At 73.3% G+C, this 16,443-nt stretch carries 13 protein-coding genes; 10 read left to right on the top strand and 3 right to left on the bottom strand.

Going from position 1 to position 16,443, the window contains the following annotated elements:
• Window positions 1-33: 33 nt before the first annotated feature.
• On the bottom strand, window positions 34-2,310 hold the full coding sequence (locus V7E46_RS10535) for a bifunctional SulP family inorganic anion transporter/carbonic anhydrase (protein WP_333768165.1): 2,277 nt from the start codon (window positions 2,308-2,310) through the stop codon (window positions 34-36).
• Between the two features lie 255 nt (window positions 2,311-2,565).
• Here V7E46_RS10535 and V7E46_RS10530 point away from each other — a divergent pair, with 255 nt between their 5' ends.
• Window positions 2,566-3,972, top strand: coding sequence for a hypothetical protein (locus V7E46_RS10530; RefSeq protein ID WP_333768164.1), 1,407 nt, complete (start codon window positions 2,566-2,568; stop codon window positions 3,970-3,972).
• On the opposite strand, the gene V7E46_RS10525 is transcribed toward V7E46_RS10530, so the two are convergent.
• Window positions 3,953-4,981: an ATP-binding protein gene (locus tag V7E46_RS10525; protein ID WP_333768163.1), complete on the bottom strand. Its 1,029-nt coding sequence runs from the start codon at window positions 4,979-4,981 to the stop codon at window positions 3,953-3,955. The two genes, V7E46_RS10530 and V7E46_RS10525, sit on opposite strands and share 20 nt — an antisense overlap.
• A 106-nt stretch (window positions 4,982-5,087) precedes the next feature.
• On the opposite strand from V7E46_RS10525, the gene V7E46_RS10520 reads away from it, so the two are divergent.
• The gene (locus V7E46_RS10520; RefSeq protein WP_329176257.1) at window positions 5,088-5,948 is read left to right on the top strand and encodes an oxidoreductase; all 861 of its coding nucleotides are present in this window, start codon (window positions 5,088-5,090) and stop codon (window positions 5,946-5,948) included.
• 363 nt (window positions 5,949-6,311) lie between these two features.
• On the opposite strand, the gene V7E46_RS10515 is transcribed toward V7E46_RS10520, so the two are convergent.
• Window positions 6,312-7,157: an HAD family hydrolase gene (locus V7E46_RS10515; RefSeq protein WP_329182441.1), complete on the bottom strand. Its 846-nt coding sequence runs from the start codon at window positions 7,155-7,157 to the stop codon at window positions 6,312-6,314.
• Between the two features lie 438 nt (window positions 7,158-7,595).
• Here V7E46_RS10515 and ssd point away from each other — a divergent pair, with 438 nt between their 5' ends.
• From ssd to V7E46_RS10475, 8 genes are all read left to right on the top strand, one after another.
• The gene (gene ssd, locus V7E46_RS10510; protein WP_329176255.1) at window positions 7,596-8,705 is read left to right on the top strand and encodes a septum site-determining protein Ssd; all 1,110 of its coding nucleotides are present in this window, start codon (window positions 7,596-7,598) and stop codon (window positions 8,703-8,705) included.
• A complete protein-coding gene (locus V7E46_RS10505) occupies window positions 8,702-9,856 on the top strand; it encodes a TadA family conjugal transfer-associated ATPase (RefSeq protein WP_333768162.1) in 1,155 nt (384 codons plus the stop codon). The genes ssd and V7E46_RS10505 overlap by 4 nt, the downstream gene beginning before the upstream one ends.
• Before the next feature lie 258 nt (window positions 9,857-10,114).
• Window positions 10,115-12,019, top strand: a complete 1,905-nt coding sequence (locus V7E46_RS10500; RefSeq protein WP_333768161.1) for a type II secretion system F family protein — start codon at window positions 10,115-10,117, stop codon at window positions 12,017-12,019.
• A 396-nt stretch (window positions 12,020-12,415) separates the two neighbouring features.
• A complete protein-coding gene (locus V7E46_RS10495; protein WP_333768160.1) occupies window positions 12,416-12,892 on the top strand; it encodes a hypothetical protein in 477 nt (158 codons plus the stop codon).
• 201 nt (window positions 12,893-13,093) lie between these two features.
• Window positions 13,094-14,125 (top strand): hypothetical protein, encoded by a 1,032-nt coding sequence (locus V7E46_RS10490; RefSeq protein ID WP_333768159.1) that lies wholly within the window; start codon window positions 13,094-13,096, stop codon window positions 14,123-14,125.
• Window positions 14,122-14,541 (top strand): DUF6907 domain-containing protein, encoded by a 420-nt coding sequence (locus V7E46_RS10485; RefSeq protein WP_333768158.1) that lies wholly within the window; start codon window positions 14,122-14,124, stop codon window positions 14,539-14,541. Before V7E46_RS10490 ends, V7E46_RS10485 begins: the two co-directional genes overlap by 4 nt.
• Window positions 14,538-15,059 (top strand): hypothetical protein, encoded by a 522-nt coding sequence (locus V7E46_RS10480; protein WP_333768157.1) that lies wholly within the window; start codon window positions 14,538-14,540, stop codon window positions 15,057-15,059. The genes V7E46_RS10485 and V7E46_RS10480 overlap by 4 nt, the downstream gene beginning before the upstream one ends.
• Window positions 15,056-16,159, top strand: a complete 1,104-nt coding sequence (locus V7E46_RS10475) for a hypothetical protein (RefSeq protein ID WP_333768156.1) — start codon at window positions 15,056-15,058, stop codon at window positions 16,157-16,159. Before V7E46_RS10480 ends, V7E46_RS10475 begins: the two co-directional genes overlap by 4 nt.
• The last annotated feature ends 284 nt before the right edge of the window (window positions 16,160-16,443 follow it).

The following is a 16,443-nucleotide window of genomic DNA, read 5'->3' as shown; positions in this document are numbered from 1 at the left end:
ACGCAGCCTGACAAGGGTTCACTCCGAAATGGTTTAGACCTCTGTGGCCAGCCCGTACGCCTCGGGCCCGTGGCCACCGCCGGTGACCAGGGCCGTCTGCCGTCCGTCCTCCGGCCCTACCGCCGCGAACACACCTGTCGGGCGGTCCAGGATGTACGCCTGCGCCTCCCCGACGTGGAAATACATGCCGTGCAACTGGAGCGCCCCCTCCGAGACCCGGCGGGCCACACACGGATGGGCCATCAGATGCTCCAGCTGCTGCACCACATTGACCAGGCTGAGGCGTTCGTGGTCGTCGGCCACCGGGCGGTCGGCGAGCGCCACTTCGCCGCGCCCCAGCCGGCCTACCCCGGACAGCCGGGCCAGGCTCGGTCTGCCGTGCCGCAGCCAGCGCGCCAGCGGTGTCTGCGCGCCCGGCTCGTGGTCCGAGCCGAGCAGCGCCTGCATCGCGCCGCACCCCGAATGCCCGCACACCGTGATGCTGGAGACCTCCAGTACGTCCACCGCGTATTCGACGGCGGCGGCCACCGAGTCACAGGAGGCGTCGGAGCCCGGCGGCGGCATCAGATTCCCGACGTTGCGGACCGTGAACAGATCACCGGGGCCGCTTGAGGTGATCATGCTGGTGACCAGCCGGGAGTCGGCGCAGGTGAGGAACAGCTGCCCGGGCCGCTGTCCTTCGCGGGCCAGCCGTGCCAGCTCCTCGCGGACCAGCGGCGCCGTATTGCGCTGGAAGGCGCTCACCCCGTCGAGCAACTGCCCGCCGCTGGTGGCCGGCACCGATTCCGGCCGGGTGCAGTGGTGGTTGCGCCACGATGTCCACGGACGGCAGGCGTGTGCGCCGAGCGGTTCGGCGACCGCCCGTCCCGCGCCGTCGCCGAACACCGCACGGCCGCCGCGCGACCTGTGCCGTACGCCCCAGCCGCGCAGCGCTTCGTACGCCGCGTGGTCCATGAACGACCCGTCCAGTTCCACCACGGCATCGGCTCCGTCCGGGATCCGGGCGAGCGCCCTGGTCAGTCGCGGCACCGCCAGGAACGTCAGCTGCCCGGTCACCCGCACCCGGTGGCCCTGCGGCTCCTCGATGACGGTGACCTGAGTGCGGGTCAGCCCGCGCAGCGCCTGGAGGACGGCCACCGCGCCGCCCGCGACGACCCCTTGCAGCACCCCGAAGACGACCACCGTGCCCAGCGTGGCCGCGTACACCGGGAATTCGCGGTGCCGGTGGATGTGGCGGATGTGTGCGAAGCTCACCATGCGCACCCCGACCAGCATCACCAGGGCGGCGAGTGCGGCCAGCGGGATCGCGCCCAGCGCGCGTCCGGCGAGCCCGGCGCACAGCAGGACCCACACTCCGTGCAGCACCGTGGCCCGCCGCGTCCGCGCACCCGCTTCGACATTGGCCGAACCGCGCATCGCGCCGCCCGCGATCGGCAGTCCGCCGAGCAGCCCTGACAGCACATTGGACGCGCCCTGGCCCAGCAGCTCGCGGTCCAGCTTCGCCGGGGCGGTCTGGGCGCCCGCCTGCCGTCCGGCCTGCAGCGCGTCCACCGCGACCGCCGACAGCAACGACTCCATGCTCGCCACCGCTGTCACGGTGAGGACCACCGCGGCCACCCCGAGGACCGGCCCCTCCGGCAGTGCGGGCAGCGCGGGCGCCTGCCAGGCGGGCAGGTCGACCCGGGGCACGGAAAGCCCCGCGGTGGCCAGCGTCGCCAGCGCCACCGCGGCCAGCGGGGCGGGGACCTTCCGCAGCGCCCCGCCCGTCCGGCCGCCCAGCCGCGGCCAGCCGAGCAGCACGAGCACCGTGATCGCGCCGATGAACGGGGTGACGGGATGGCTGTCGGTCAACTGGCCCGGCAGCGCCGCGATGTTGTCGACGGTCGAATTCTGCGGGCTGCCGCCGAGCACGACGTGCAGCTGGCCGACGGCGATGACCGTACCGATACCGGCCAGCATGCCGTGCACGACGGCTGGGCTGACCGCGAGGGCCGCCCTGGCCACCCGCAGCGCCCCGAGCAGCAGTTGCGCCAGCCCGGCGAGCACGGTGATGGCGCAGGTGGCCCGCCAGCCGTAGCGCTGGACAAGATCGGCTGTGACCACGACGAGGCCGGTGGCGGCGCCGCTGACCTGGAGCGGCGCCCCGCCGAGCGAGCCGGCGACGATACCGCCCACAGCCGCGGCGACCAGGCCGGACTGCAGGGGCGCACCGGTCGCCAGCGCGATGCCGAGCGACAGGGGGACGGCGATCAGGAAAACCGTGATCGAGGCGGACAGATCGGATCGGAGGAGGTTTCTGCGGAGTCTCATTTTCCCGTCTCCTTCGGTGGGGGGCGGGACTCGGTAGCGCAGCGTTAGCACTTGATCGTCTCAAGAGCTGGTAAATGGAGAGTAATGGATCGAATGCAGAGAGTGAAGTGCGGAGGTCGGATCCGGAGCTTATTTACTGCTATCGAGTGATTCAGCAGATGAACGGGCCGGTCGATTCGGCCACGCCGGGTCACCGTGCCAGCTTGGGTCCAGCTGGTGGATACCCGCGCCGACCCCCTGCGATGCGAGGTACGAATGCACTGCGTGCGCAAGACGCCCAAGCTCGCCGCCGCGGGCGCCGCAGCCGTCATGCTGGCCATGGGCGTCATCGGCTGTTCCGCGGGCGCGGTCGGCCGCCGCGGCTCGGACGGCCCCGGCGGACCCGGTATCGAGGCGGCACCCCGAGCGCCCCGCGTGCTGCGGTCGATCGGTGACGGGTCCACCGCCGACACCGGTCCGCAGCCGCACCAGCCGGCCTTCCACCGGCTGCGTCCCGGCGAGAAGCCGCCGCAGTTCGTCGTCTTCTCCTGGGACGGCGCGGTCGAGGACGGCCGGCGGCTGCTGTCGTACGTCCGCGGGATCGGTGAGCGCGACGACGCGGCGATGACGTACTTCCTCAGCGGGGTCGGCCTGCTGCCCGCCGACCGCAAGGACCTCTACACGCCGCCCCGCCACCCCCGCGGCGCCGCCGACACCGGCCTCACCGACCGCGCCACCATCGCCGACACCCTGCACGAACTGCGGATCGCCTGGGCGGACGGCAGCGAGATCGGCACGTACTTCAACGCTCACTTCTGCGGCCAGGACGGCGGCGCCGCCGACCAGCCGGCCGACGCGGGTGCGGCAGGTACCGCCGTCGCCGAGGACGCTGCCGACAGCGGTCCTGGAGCCTGGACACCCCAGGAATGGGCCGGTGAGATCCGGCAGGCGCAGGACTTCACCCAGCGCTGGAAGACCAACACGGGCCTGACCGCGCTCGATCCGCTGCCCTTCGACTACGCCAAGGGCGTCGTCGGCGGACGCGCTCCCTGCCGCACGGACCCGGCGGGGCTGCCCCCGGCGGCGAAGGCCGCCGGATTCCGCTACACCGCCGACCCCTCGGGGCAGCCGCAGATCTGGCCGGCGAAGACCGACGGGCTGTGGCACTTCCCGGTGCAGGACATCCCGGTGCCCGGCCGGGACGTCGAGACGCTGTCGACGGACGAGGGCTTCCTGTCGGTCCAGTCGGGAACACCGGACAACGGAACCGAGGACCCCGGGCAGTACGCCATCTGGGGCCGGCAGATGCACGACGGCCTGATCGCCGGTTTCGACCGGGCCTATCGCGGCAATCGCGCGCCGCTCGTCATCGGCGGTCACCTCGAGTCCTGGAACGGCGGCGTCTACCTGAAGGCCGCCGGGGACACCGCCAAGGAGGTGTGCGGGGAGCAGGACGTGCGGTGCGTGTCGTTCAAGCAGCTCGCCGACTGGCTGGACCTGCAGGATCCGCAGGTGCTCGACCGGCTGCGCGGCCTCGACGTGGGGCAGGCCCCGAAGGGCGGCTGGAAGTCCTTCGTCCGCCAGGCGCCGGCGGCTCCGGCCGCACCTGCTGCTCCGGCCGCGCCCGGGGCGCCCGCCGCCCCGGGGGTGCCGTCCGAGCCGGTCAGGCCGGCTGCGCGCTGACTGCGGGCCTCGCGCGGTCCTGCGCCGCGGGGCCGCCGAGCGCGGTCTCGCCCAGGACGAAGCCGGGGTCGATCTGGGCCGCCAGGTCGGCCCCGGTCCTCGCGTTTCCCCAGCTCTCCGCATTCTTGCGGTGGAAATGCGCCATCTGCCGCGTGTAGCGCGCCCAGTCACGGCGCTCGTACGCGGCGTCGGCCCGCTCGTGCAGTGTGCGCAGGGCGCACCGGTTGCCCTCCTCCAGCAGCTCGAAGCGCGGCGGGCGGCCCTTCTCCACCGCACGCACCCAGTCCGAGTGCCCGACGGTGACCAGCAGGTCGTCGCCGACCTCGGCACGCAGGAAGGCCAGATCGTCCTCGCCCTGCACCTTGTTGCCGATCACGGCGAGCGCGACACCGAAGTCGCGGGCGTAGTCCCGGTACTGCCGGTAGACGGCGACGCCCTTGCGGGTCGGCTCCGCCACCAGGAAGGTCACGTCGAAGCGGGTGAACATCCCGGAGGCGAAGGAGTCGCTGCCCGCGGTCATGTCGACGACCAGATAGTCGTCCCGGCCGTCCACGAGGTGGTTCAGGTACAGCTCCACCGCGCCGACCTTGGAGTGGTAGCAGGCGACACCGAGGTCGGACTCGCTGAAGGGGCCGGTCACCATCAGCCGGACCGCGCCGTCGTCGAGCGCCACCGTGCGGGCGCAGGCGGTGTGGACCGGGTCGTCGTCCTCGGTGAGCCGCAGCAGGCGGGAGCCGGAACCAGGCGGTGTGGTCTTGATCATCGCCTCGGCCGAGGAGATCCGCGGGTTGGCGCCGCGCAGATACTCCTTGATCTGCGGCAGGTGCGCGCCGAGCGCGGGCAGGGCTGCGGCCTCGTCCTCCGTGAGGCCGAGCGCCGGGCCGAGGTGCTGGTTGATGTCCGCGTCGACGGCGACGACCGGGACGCGGGCGGCGGCGAGATGACGGATGAACAGCGAGGACAGCGTGGTCTTGCCGCTGCCCCCCTTTCCGACGAAAGCGATCTTCATGTTCGCCAAGAGTAGCCGTATGATCACGGAGAATGAGCAGGTGGAGTGGGGAAAGCCACTCGATCGTGGTCGATTGCCGTGTCGCGCGGTGCGTAGGGTCGTGTGCATGGCTACGAACGCTGATCCGTCCGCCGCCCAGGGGCTGTCCACCGACCCGATGGTCGTACTCGGCACGCTGCCCGGCGTACCCGAGGCTGTCGACGCAGTCCGGCAGGCTGTGGACAAGCTGTACGGGCACCGGGTGATGCGCCGCCGATCGGATGAAGTGACCTCCGAGGCGGCCCTGCGCGCGGCCCGCGGTTCCGCGGCGCTGGCCGGCGCCGACTGGTCCCTGGAGGAGGTCCGCAGACGCAGTGACTTCTCCGCCGACGACCAGGCCCGTGCGGTCGGCGCGGCATTGCGACTGACCGCGGAGGCCGGCCAGCTGCTCGGTGTGTGGCGCCGCTCGCCGATGCAGGCGCTGGCCAGGCTGCATCTGGTGGCGGCGAGCGGTGCGGCCATGGACGCGACGGTCGGGCGGCCGAGGCTCGCCGGTGAGCCCGTGGACGAGCCGCTGTTCTCGGCGGCGGAGATCGACCTGCCCGAGCCTCCGGAGGTCACCGCCCGGCTCGACGGCCTGACCGCGCTGCTGCTGGCCGGCACCGCGGCGCCCGCGCTGGTGGTGGCGGCGGTCGTGCACGGTGAGCTGCTCTGTTTGCGCCCGTTCGGCTCCTTCAACGGCCCGGTCGCGCGGGCCGCGGAACGCATCGTGCTGATCGGCAGCGGCCTGGACCCGAAGTCCATCTGCCCGGCCGAGGTCGGCTACGCGGAATTGGGCAGGGCCGACTATCTCAAGGCCCTGGAGGGTTACGCGTCGGGCACTCCCGAGGGCATGGCCGTATGGATCGGTCACTGCGGCAGGGCTCTGGAGCTCGGAGTACGTGAGAGCGTGGCCGTCTGCGAGGCCCTGCAGCGCGGCGCCGCCTGAGCGGACATTGCACTGCGGCGTCCTGGCCCCGGTACGTCCCGCTGAGGGGTGCGTGCTGCGGCCGCAAAGCGTTGCGGCGGCACCGTGGTGGTGCCGCCGCTGACACGTCCGCCGAGTTACCAGTGCGTGCGCGAATTCTGCACATCAGGTCGGGGACTTCGCCCATCACCTGGTGCGGCTGGCCCGGTTGGCGGGTCGGCTACGCGTGGGTGCCCGGCTTCCATGCTCGGTCCGTGGGGCCAACTGCTGTGATCTGCGGTCTTCCTCTCGGAAGTCCCTGGTCTCGCGGGCCGCTGCGTCCTTTTTACCGCCGACCGGCCAGTAGCGGAACCCCTGGCTACGCTTCTTTGCTTCTGGGTGGAATCATGACAAAACAACCGGCCGCCGCCGGCGGGCCGCCAGCCAGACCAGCCCCGCGGTGGCGGCTGCCGCGCCCAGCGCGGCTGCGGCCAGCACCGGCCTCGGCGGCATCGACAGCGACGGGATGCGCTGGTTCAGGCGCACCGGACGGTTGAAAGTGAGCACCGGCCACTCGCGCGCCGCCGCCTCCCGGCGCAGCGCGCGGTCCGGGTTGACCGCGTAGGGGTGGCCCACCGACTCCAGCATCGGGATGTCGGTCACCGAATCGCTGTAGGCGAAGCACCGCTCCAGGTCGTAGCCCTCCGAGCGGGCGAGTTCCTCGATCGCGTCGGCCTTCGCGGGGCCGTAGACGTAGTGCTCGATCTCGCCGTTGTACGCCCCGTCCTTCACCACCATCCGGGTGGCCACCACATGGTCGGCGCCGAGCATGCCGCCGATGGGTTCGACCACTTCGGAGCCGGAGGCGCTGACGATGACGACATCACGCCCGGCGGCGTGGTGCTCCTCGATGAGCGAGGCGGCCTCGTCGTAGATGATCGGGTCGATCAGGTCGTGCAGGGTCTCTGCGACGATCTCCCGCACCTGCTGGACATTCCAGCCGCGGCACAGCTCGGAGAGGTATTTGCGCATGCCTTCCATCTGGTCGTGATCTGCGCCGCCGACCAAGTACACGAACTGGGCATATGCGGTACGCAATACCGCTCGCCTGTTGATGAGACCGCCCTGGTAGAAGGATCGCCCGAAGGCGAGCGTGCTGGACTTGGCGATCACGGTCTTGTCGAGATCGAAGAACGCCGCGGTGCGCGGTGGCAGGTGGTTTTCCACAGGACGAGCATAGGCAACCACCATTCGGCGTAAGGTCCGGCGCGTGGGTTTGCTCTGGAAGGCCATCGGGTACACCATGGAAGTCACGGATCGTTCGCGACCGTGCTAACCCGGTCTGGCTCCTCCCCCCCCGAGTCGGACCGTGGGGACGACCCCCGCTCTCCCCCCCGGCGGGGGTCGTCGCATGTCCGGACCCGTTCTGCCGCATTCGGCCGGGTCGTGTGCCGTGCTCGTCCATGCCGGTCTCCTTCGCGTGCGCGCAGGCTTTGACAGATACGACGTGTGACGGTCTGTAATCGTTGCCGGATCGGCGTGAAGTCACTCGTGCGAGTGGCGAGTTATCCACAATCGCCGAGTTGTCCACAGATTCCGACCAAGATCATCGCAATTCCCTCTTCTCCCCCCAAGCTGATCTCAGCGACGCACGCCGTGCTCGCATCACAAGCGACGGGGGACAGAGAAATGTTCGGATCCATCACGCCCGGGCCACTGCGGGCCGCAGCCGAGCGGCCGGGCGGGCCGCTGATTGTCACCGAGGACGAAAGACTCCTCGATGATCTGCTACGACTGTGCGCGGCCGCCGGTTCGGAACCGGAAGTCGTCTTCACCGCGCCACCGCGCGCGTCGAGTTGGGACAGCGCACCGCTGGTCCTGGTGGGCGCAGAGGCGACCGAGAGGGTGCGCGGCACCGCCCGCCGCAAGGGCGTCCTGCTCATCGGGCGGGACCTGGACGACTCCGAAGTGTGGCGCAGAGCGCTCGACATCGGGGCCGACCACGTGCTGCTGCTGCCCGACGCGGAGAGCTGGCTTGTCGACCGGATCGCCGACATCGCGGAAGGGGTCGGCCAACCCGCCCTGACCATCGGAGTGGTGGGCGGCCGCGGCGGCGCCGGCGCGAGCACGCTGGCCTGCGCCCTCGCCGTCACCGCGGCACGGGCCGGCCGCCGCACCATGCTGATCGACGGCGATCCGCTCGGCGGCGGCCTCGACATCCTGGTCGGGGCCGAAAGGACCGGCGGGCTGCGCTGGCCCGACCTCGCCGATTCACGCGGCCGGGTCAACAGCGGGGCGCTGGAGGAGTCCCTGCCGCGGCTCGAATCGCTGAGCGTGCTCAGCTGGGACCGCGGGGACTCCGTGCTCGTCCCGGCGCAGGCCATGCGGTCGGTGCTCGGCGCCGCCCGGCGGCGCGGCGGAGTGGTGGTGGTCGACCTGCCGCGCCGGGTGGACGAGGCGGTTGCCGAGACACTGGCGCAGATCGATGTCGGACTGATCGTCGTGCCCGCCGAATTGCGGGCGGTCGCCGCCGCCACCCGGGTCGCGGCGGCCGTCAGCATGGTCCTCAAGGACCTGCGGGTGGTGGCCCGCGGCCCTTTCGCCTCCGGGCTCGACGACCGCGAGACCGCCCGGCTGGTCGGACTCCCGCTGGCCGGCGAACTGCCTTTGGAGGGCAGGGCGGTCGACGCGCTCGACGGCGGTGGACCGCCGGGCTCGTCCGGGCGCGGACCGCTGGCCCGTTTCTGCACCGCCTTCCTCGCACAGGCACTGGCCGGCGGCGGGAGCGTGCCGGTATGAGCACGGAATTGCTCGACGCCGTAAGGCTCCGGCTGGCCGAACACGGCGGCGAAGCGACACCCGCCAGGGTCGCGGCGGCGCTGCGCGCCCAGGGCCGACTGCTCGGGGACACCGAAGTGCTCGGCGTGGTCGGCGCGCTCAGGTCGGAACTCGTCGGCGCGGGACCACTGGAGCCGCTGCTCGCCGACCCGCACGTCACCGACATCCTAGTCAACGGTCCTGACGAGGTGTGGATCGACCGCGGCCGGGGTCTGGAGCGCGGCACCGTCCGCTTCGCCGACGCCGCCGCTGTCCGCAGGCTCGCCCAGCGGCTGGCCACCAGCGCGGGCCGGCGGCTGGACGACGCCCGTCCCTGGGTCGACGCTCGGCTGCCGGACGGCACCAGGCTGCACGCGGTGCTGCCGCCGGTCGTGGTCGGTTCGCCCTGCCTGTCCCTGCGGGTGGTGCGCTCCCGCGCCTTCACCCTCGGCGAACTCGTCTGCGCGGGCACCCTGGACGCCGGGACCGCCGCACTGCTGCGGTCCGTGCTGGACGCCCGGCTGTCGTTCATGGTCAGCGGCGGCACGGGCTCGGGCAAGACAACCCTGCTCAGCTGCCTCCTCGGCCTGGTCGATCCCGCCGCGCGCATCGTGCTCGCCGAGGACTCCGCGGAATTGCGTCCCGACCACCCGCATGTCGTCCGGCTGGAGACCCGCCCGGCCAACCAGGAAGGGGCGGGCGAGGTCACCTTGCGGGACCTGGTCCGACAGGCGCTGCGGATGCGTCCCGACCGGCTTGTGGTCGGCGAGGTGCGGGGCCCCGAGGTCACTGACCTTCTGAGTGCGCTGAACACCGGTCATGAAGGGGGCTGCGGCACCGTTCACGCCAATGCGGCGGCGGACGTCCCGGCCCGGCTGGAAGCGCTCGGCTCGACCGCCGGCCTCGACCGGGCCGCCCTGCACAGCCAGTTGGCGGCGGCGCTGTCGCTCGTCATCCATCTGGCCCGCGACACCGCGGGCCTGCGCCGGGTCGCCGAGATCCACGTACTGCGCCGCGGGGCGGACGGCCTGGTCGGCACTGTGCCCGCGATGTTCCGCGACGGCCGCGGCCGGGTCGAACACGGCCCGGGCTGGGCGCGGCTGACGGAACTGTGCGCCCGGGGTGCGGCATGAGCGCGGCGGTCGGGCGGACGCGGATGGCCCGCGGCCGGCGGTGGCGGCGGGGGCGAGGACTCGGCTTCCGCTCGGCGCGGGCGCTGGGGAGCCTGCGGGGTGCGTCCAGGGGCCGGCGGCGGTGCGTGTCGGGGTCCGGCGTGCAGGGGTTCGAGCCGCCAGGACGTGGCCGAGGGCCTGTGCTCCGCAGCAGGCGGCGGTGGCGGGTGTCAGAGGTCGGACTGCGGCTGGGCCACGCGCTCGGGAGCGGGGGGCGTCATGAGGGCGACTGATCCGATGGCGGTGGTGTGGGCGGCCGTGCTCTGCGCGTGCGTGCTTCTGTGGACGGCGCTGGAAGGCGGCGGGCCGCGGCGGCGGGCGCACCGGACGCTCGGCGCGGCCCGGCAGGACGGGCCGAAGCGGCGGCGGACGCCCGGCGGATCCGGCGGGGAGCGGCTGCGGGAGGCGGCCGTGGGGCTGCGGTGCCGCGTGGAGCGGTATGCCGCCCGGCGGGAGGCTGGCTGGCCGGGGCGATGGTTCGGACGTGCGGTCCGGTTGGGGCGGTGGGCCGGCGTGGAGACGCTGTGCCTGCCGGCCGGGGCGGCGTTGGCGTTGTCGACCCGGTCGGTACTGCCGCTGCTCGCCGGTGTCGCCGCGATCCCGCTGACGCGGCGTGCGCTGCGGCGGCGGGCCGAGCGGGCTGCGGCGCATCGCGGCGCCGCCGCGGTCGGCGCGCTGTGCGGCGCACTGGCCGGTGACCTGCGGGCGGGCCGCCCGCCGCATGCCGCGCTCGGCGACGTGGTCGAGGCAGCCGGCTGGCCCGATGCGCCCGAGCTGTCCGGCGCGGCCCGGTTGCTGCTGTCGGCCGCCAGATTCGGCGGTGATGTGCCGCAGGCCCTGCGGGCGGCGGCCCGGCTGTCGGAGGGCACGAGGGGCCTGGCCGCGATGGCGGCGTGCTGGCAGGTCGCAGTGGACGGCGGTGCGGGCCTGGCCGCCGCCCTCGACAGGGTGGCCGCAGCACTACGGGCCGAGGCCGACCAGCGCGACGACCTGCGGGCGCAATTGGCGGGGCCGCGGTCCACCGCGGGGTTGCTCGCGCTGCTGCCGCTGTTCGGCATCGTGCTGGGCGCGGGCCTTGGCGCCCGTCCGGCGGTGATCCTGCTGCACACCCCGACCGGCCTGGTGTGCCTGCTGGCGGGCGGCCTCCTGGAATGGGCGGGGCTCGCCTGGACGGCCCGGATCATCCGGGCTGCGGAAAACGGGCGCGGCTCCGGCACCGGCCGTACGACGCCCGTGGACGGTACGGGCGGGTCGGCCCGGTGGGACAGGGCCGGGCTGCCGGGTGGGCCGGACCGGGGGCCACGGGCGCTGACGCTGGCGGCGTTCGCGGGCGCCGGGTCTGTCCACAGCCTGGGGACAGCGGTGGCGGCAGTGGCTGCGGGCGGCGCGGCACTGGTCGTCGCCGTCGACGGTGGGCGGCGGCGGAAGCGGGTGCGCCGACTGCGGGCGGCGCTCGGCGAGGTCCGTCCGCGCCGGACGGAGCCCGGCCGGTTGCGGCAGGCGGTGGACGGGCCGGCACGGCGGTGGGGTCCCGCGGCAGCCGCCGGGCTCATGGCGGGCGTGCTCGTCGGCGGAGCGCTGGGCGTCCTTGTGGGGCTACTGGCGGCCGCCGGGGCCGGACGGGTGCTCGGCGGCCGTCGGAGGGCCGCAGGCGGCCGCACGGCGCCCCCGGGGCCCGATCCGGCGCAACTGCCGCTGTGCGCCGACCTCATGGCCGCCTGCCTTGCGGCCGGTGCGACGCCGGGAGAGGCGGCCGGTGCGGTCGGCGGCTGTCTCGGCGGGTCGCTGGGGGACGCGCTGATACGGGCTCAGGCCGAGTTGCGGCTCGGCGGGGACCCCGTGGAGTGCTGGAAGCGCTTCGGCGGGCTGCCCGCCGCCCGCGAGATGGGCCGGTGCCTTTCCAGGGCCTCCACGACCGGCAGCGCGCCGGTGGCGGAGATGTCCCGCCTCGCGGCGGACCTGCGTGCCGCGCACGGCCGGACGGCTCTCGCGGGGGCCAGGCGGGCCGCAGTGATGGCGACCGCGCCGCTCGGCCTGTGCTTTCTGCCGGCCTTCCTGCTGGTCGGCGTCGTACCAGTGGTGATCGGCCTGGCAGGGGCGGTCCTCGGCGCCGGGAGCGGCTGAACCCGGCACACCGGCCGTTCGCAGACCAACCACACACCCGGGGCGTGGTCCCGCATGCCCCGGATCACCTCAGGACCGGCGCTGAGCCGGTCGCGAAACAACCCGAAACGGGAGGAACCAGCAATGAATATCTTCAGGACGGCTACCCCGCGGTCTTCGTCACCGGTGCCGCTCGACGTGAACAGCCGCAGGCCGGGCGCACGCCGCCGGCCGGCGTGGTGGGACCGCAGGATGCGCGTGTGCCGGGCGGCGGCCGAGGCGGGCATGAGCACGGCGGAATACGCCGTCGGGACGGAACTTGATCTGACACGCTCTTAAACGCAAGGCAGCCCCGGTCGGGAATCTCACCTCCCGGCCAGGGCCTAACGGAACACCTGAGTCAACCAGGAGCCCGCTGTGCTGAATGTTCTCATGCGCCCTCAGGGTGAGCGCCAGACCGCTCCCCGCCGCATGCTCTCCCGCCTCTCGGACGCGTTCCGTTCCGTGGTCGCCCCGGCCGCCCTGGTCGTCGACCAGGCGCCGGTCGTCCCGGACCCCGCCGACGCGTACACCCCGGATGAGCTGCCGGACCTCGCTGACATCGAGGCCGCCGCCGCCGAGCTGGCCCGTGCCGCTGACCAGGCCCGCCGTGCGGACCGCGGTAAGCGCGCCGCCCGCAAGATCCTGGACCGCCTCCCCGCCGGCCTGTACGGGCAGTGGCTGGTGTCGCGTACCCCGTCGTCGCGGCAGACCGCCGACCTCGATGCGATCCGCGCCACGTACAAGCGTCTCGGTCTCGGCCCCGTCCCGATGAAGCAGTCCGCCCCGTCCCTCAAGGTCGAGCGCGCGAAGGCGCCGGCCGTCCTGGACGAGTACCGCCCCGTCGCCGCCTGAGAAAGGCCCCACTCATGTTCTACGCCGACGACGAGTTGACCGCCCGGGACGTCGCCACGGAAGACCGCGACTACTGGTCGGACCGGTACGACTTCGACGCCGACGAGGACGACGAGCCGTAACAGCAAGACGGCCCACGGCCGGAGTCGGTAGCTCCGGCCGGGGCCTCGATCCACCACCTGAAACCGCAGGGAGCAGATCGTGAAAACCAAGGTACCCACCACACCCGTCACCCCCACCAAGACCCCGACACAGCAGCGCCGCGGGTTCGTCATGACACCCCCGCCGCTGCCCGCGGCGGTCCTCGCCGACGACGGCCGGCACGCCAACCCGGCCGCCCTGATCGACGCCATGTCCAGCGCAGACGCCCGTACGGGAAGCACCGGCCTCGCGTACGTCGCCGCACACACCCGGGCCGCGGACATCACCCCTCCCGGCATCTTCACCATCACGTCCGACGCCACGCCGGAGCAGGCAGCGGCCATGGCGGAGATGAACCAGATCTTCGCCGACGCGGACGACCCCGCCGGCCTCGCCGCCCGCGTGCTGGCCCACATCGACGCCGAACGCGCCGAGCAGCAGGCCCTCACCGGTCACGCCGTTCAGCGCTGCGGAGTCCTCGCCTGGTGCACCGAGACCGGTGAACACGAATGGCACAAGGGCGAGCCCGTCCAGGTCGCCCAGGACTGCGGCCTGGGCGGGACCTACAAGCACGACCACACCGCCACCCCGTACCTCGACGCCTACCTGATCGCCGAGGACGACCGGGACACCGGCCAGCGAGGCGCGGGCGCCGCGGTCTCCTTCGGCGAGTGCGAGCTGACCGCCGGCGGGCTGCGCCGCGAGATCACCAAGATCCTGGACGCCCTGCCCCGGCTGGCAGCCATGGCGGACACCCTCGACGGGAAACCCCCGTACGTCCCGCCCACCGACTGCGACGTCGCCGAGCGCGTCACGTGCGGTGACGCGAAGGGCGCGATCCTCAACGCGTACCTCTGCAGCTCTGAGTGGGAGGGCAAGCCGGACGGGCCGACCTTCTTGTCGGTGTACGCCGAGCCGAGCCACGAAGACGACCTCGACTACGCCAAGGCTGTCGACCTCCTCGCCCAGCTCGACGCGTTCCGCACCAAGCTCGCCGTGATGGTTGACGCGCTCGGGGCGCAGTCGACCGGCCCGGCCTCGGCGGAGCCTGCCGACGCCGACACCTCCCGCCCGGCCGGCGGCAACCGGTGACCGCCGACCGCACCATCACGGTGCACACCCGCGACCACGGCACCATCACCATCCCCGAACCCACCTGGTGCACCGGCATCCACCACCAGGGACACCCGCCCGGCCCGGACGGAACCGTACTGCTGCCCCCTCGTGAGGAGATCGTCCACAGCGGTCCCCCGATCGACGTCACGGTGAACACCGAGCAGGGGCCGCGCCGGCTGATCGAGCTGATGCTGTGGCAGGACCCGTTCCCCACCCCGTCGTGCACCCACTCCGACGAGGTGTACGTCGTCGTGCAACTCCTCGACGACCACGCGCCCGGCTACGACCCGGACGGCCTCGACGCGCTCGCCACGGACCTGATGGAGGCCGCCGCGAAGGTCCGCGGCGTCGCCCGCCGCCTGGCCGTCGAGCACCGCGGGGAGGGCCGATGACCGAGCCCGGCCACGGCCACGGCCACACCACCGACGCCGCCGCGAAGGACACCCGCAAGGGCGAGTCCACGTTGGACAGCGGCGTCCTCGACCTGCTCGCCGGGATCCGCGACACCGTCAAGCTGCCGCTGCCCAGCACCGCCGACGCCGACGAGACCACCTGGCACCAGCTGATGCACCAGCGCATCATCGACCTCCACGCCGTGCTCGCGGTCGCCCTGCACCCGGAGTACGTCGCCCACCTCGACCCGGCCGACCTGGCAGCGGACCTCCGCGCCCGCACCGCCGCCGCCCCCGTCACCTACACCCTGTGGCAGCCCGCCGAGCCCATCGCCCTCGCGGTGGCCACTGCGGACGCCTGCGCCGTCTGCCGGAAGCCCTTCGACGAGGCCGACACGCGGTTCGACGGTCACGCCCGCCACCGCGACACCCCGTTCTGCCGGGCCTGCACCGACCGGTGCCACGACAACGAGATTGCCGACCACCGCTGCCCCATCTGCGCCGGCGGTGCCCGATGACCGCCACCCCTGCGGGCAGCCCGCTCAGCACCTCCCAGGCCGTCGTCCTCGGCGTGACCGCCACCGGCATGCTCGCCATCGGCGGCCTCGGCGCCTATGGCACCTACAGCAACCTGACGACCGCGTTCGCCGGACCGACCGCGCTCGGCGCCGTCGCGGCCGGCGAGGGCGCGACCCTGATCCTCGCCCTGGTCTACGTCGGCCTGGTGATGCTCGGCCAGACGGCGCCCGCCGCCGTCCGGTTCGGCCTGTGGGCGCTGCCCGCGGTCGCCGCCACGGTCGGCGCGGTCGCTGCCCATGGCCTCACCTCCACCGTCGTCTACGCCGCCACCCCGCTCGCCATGGTCGCCGCCGCCGAGGGCGCCGGGCTGCTCGCCCGGCGGATCGTCGTGCGGACGACCGGCGTGGACACCGAGGCCCGCCGCCGTACGGCAGCCGCCGTACGGGCACTCGCCTACGAGCAGGCCCGCGCCCAGCGGCACCCCGACCAGGCCGTCCGCGACCGTGCCGAGCGCCGCGCCTGGCGCCTGGCCCGCCGTGTCGGCGACGGCGACACCTGCCTCGGCGAGCAGCTCGCCGACGTCCAGCGCGCCCGCCTCACCGAGGGCGCCGACACGGCCCTCGCCGCGATGTTCGCCCCCGCCGTCACACCCCTGCCCGAGACCGTCACACCCGACCGTGACGCCGTGACGGGGGGCGTGACGCCCGCCCTCGACCCGGCACCCGCCCCGGCCGTCCAGCAACCGGTCGACCCCGAGCCCGTCACACCCGTCACGGACCCCGAGCCCGACTCCGTCACGCAGGTCAGCACCGCAGCCGAGCCCGACGAAGAGTCGACCGTCACGCCCGCCGTCACGCTCGCCGACCTCGCCGCCGTCGCAGGCGTGACGGTGCCCGTGACGGGCGAGCCCCTGACTGACGCCCACCTCGACGTCGTCCTGCGCTGGCTGCGCTACCAGACCGACCCGCCGCTGTCCTACCGCCAGGCCGTGAACGCCTTCCGCGTCGCCGGGTTCATCGGGGCTGAGGACCGGGTGCGCCGCGCCTACGCCGCGCTGGTCGCCCGCGAGAAGCAGGACGGCGGGGCTCCCACCGCCTGACGCCGGGCGCCCCCAGTGCCGGCCAGCCCCGTGCTGGCCGGTGCTGAGGCTGCCCGATGCAGCCCGCAGACCGCGAGCAGACCCGCGAGCACCACCCGGTGCAGACCGGCGAGCAGACCGCGAGCGACCAGACCGGACCCCCGACTGGAGCACCCCGTCATGACCAGCAGTCCCGACGCGGACGAGCTGCGCATCCTCCACTACCTGCGTGACCTCGGCGTCGCCCACGCCCCCGCCACCCCCGGCGACGACTGGTGGACCGCCCTCTACCCCGACGACACACC

It is taken from the genome of Streptomyces sp. IBSBF 2435 (genome assembly GCF_036815005.1).
GTDB lineage: Bacteria > Actinomycetota > Actinomycetes > Streptomycetales > Streptomycetaceae > Actinacidiphila.
The sequence above is the reverse complement of the archived record's forward strand: the minus strand, read 5'-3'. Positions and strand labels throughout refer to the sequence as shown.

Excerpts from the sequence above, each read along its gene's own strand:
- V7E46_RS10535 (WP_333768165.1), bottom strand. The coding sequence starts at position 2,310 with ATGAGACTCCGCAGAAACCTCCTCCGATCCGATCTGTCCGCCTCGATC.
- V7E46_RS10530 (WP_333768164.1), top strand. The coding sequence starts at position 2,566 with ATGCACTGCGTGCGCAAGACGCCCAAGCTCGCCGCCGCGGGCGCCGCA.
- V7E46_RS10525 (WP_333768163.1), bottom strand. The coding sequence starts at position 4,981 with ATGAAGATCGCTTTCGTCGGAAAGGGGGGCAGCGGCAAGACCACGCTG.
- V7E46_RS10520 (WP_329176257.1), top strand. The coding sequence starts at position 5,088 with ATGGCTACGAACGCTGATCCGTCCGCCGCCCAGGGGCTGTCCACCGAC.
- V7E46_RS10515 (WP_329182441.1), bottom strand. The coding sequence starts at position 7,157 with ATGGTGGTTGCCTATGCTCGTCCTGTGGAAAACCACCTGCCACCGCGC.
- ssd (WP_329176255.1), top strand. The coding sequence starts at position 7,596 with ATGTTCGGATCCATCACGCCCGGGCCACTGCGGGCCGCAGCCGAGCGG.
- V7E46_RS10505 (WP_333768162.1), top strand. The coding sequence starts at position 8,702 with ATGAGCACGGAATTGCTCGACGCCGTAAGGCTCCGGCTGGCCGAACAC.
- V7E46_RS10500 (WP_333768161.1), top strand. The coding sequence starts at position 10,115 with ATGAGGGCGACTGATCCGATGGCGGTGGTGTGGGCGGCCGTGCTCTGC.
- V7E46_RS10480 (WP_333768157.1), top strand. The coding sequence starts at position 14,538 with ATGACCGAGCCCGGCCACGGCCACGGCCACACCACCGACGCCGCCGCG.
- V7E46_RS10475 (WP_333768156.1), top strand. The coding sequence starts at position 15,056 with ATGACCGCCACCCCTGCGGGCAGCCCGCTCAGCACCTCCCAGGCCGTC.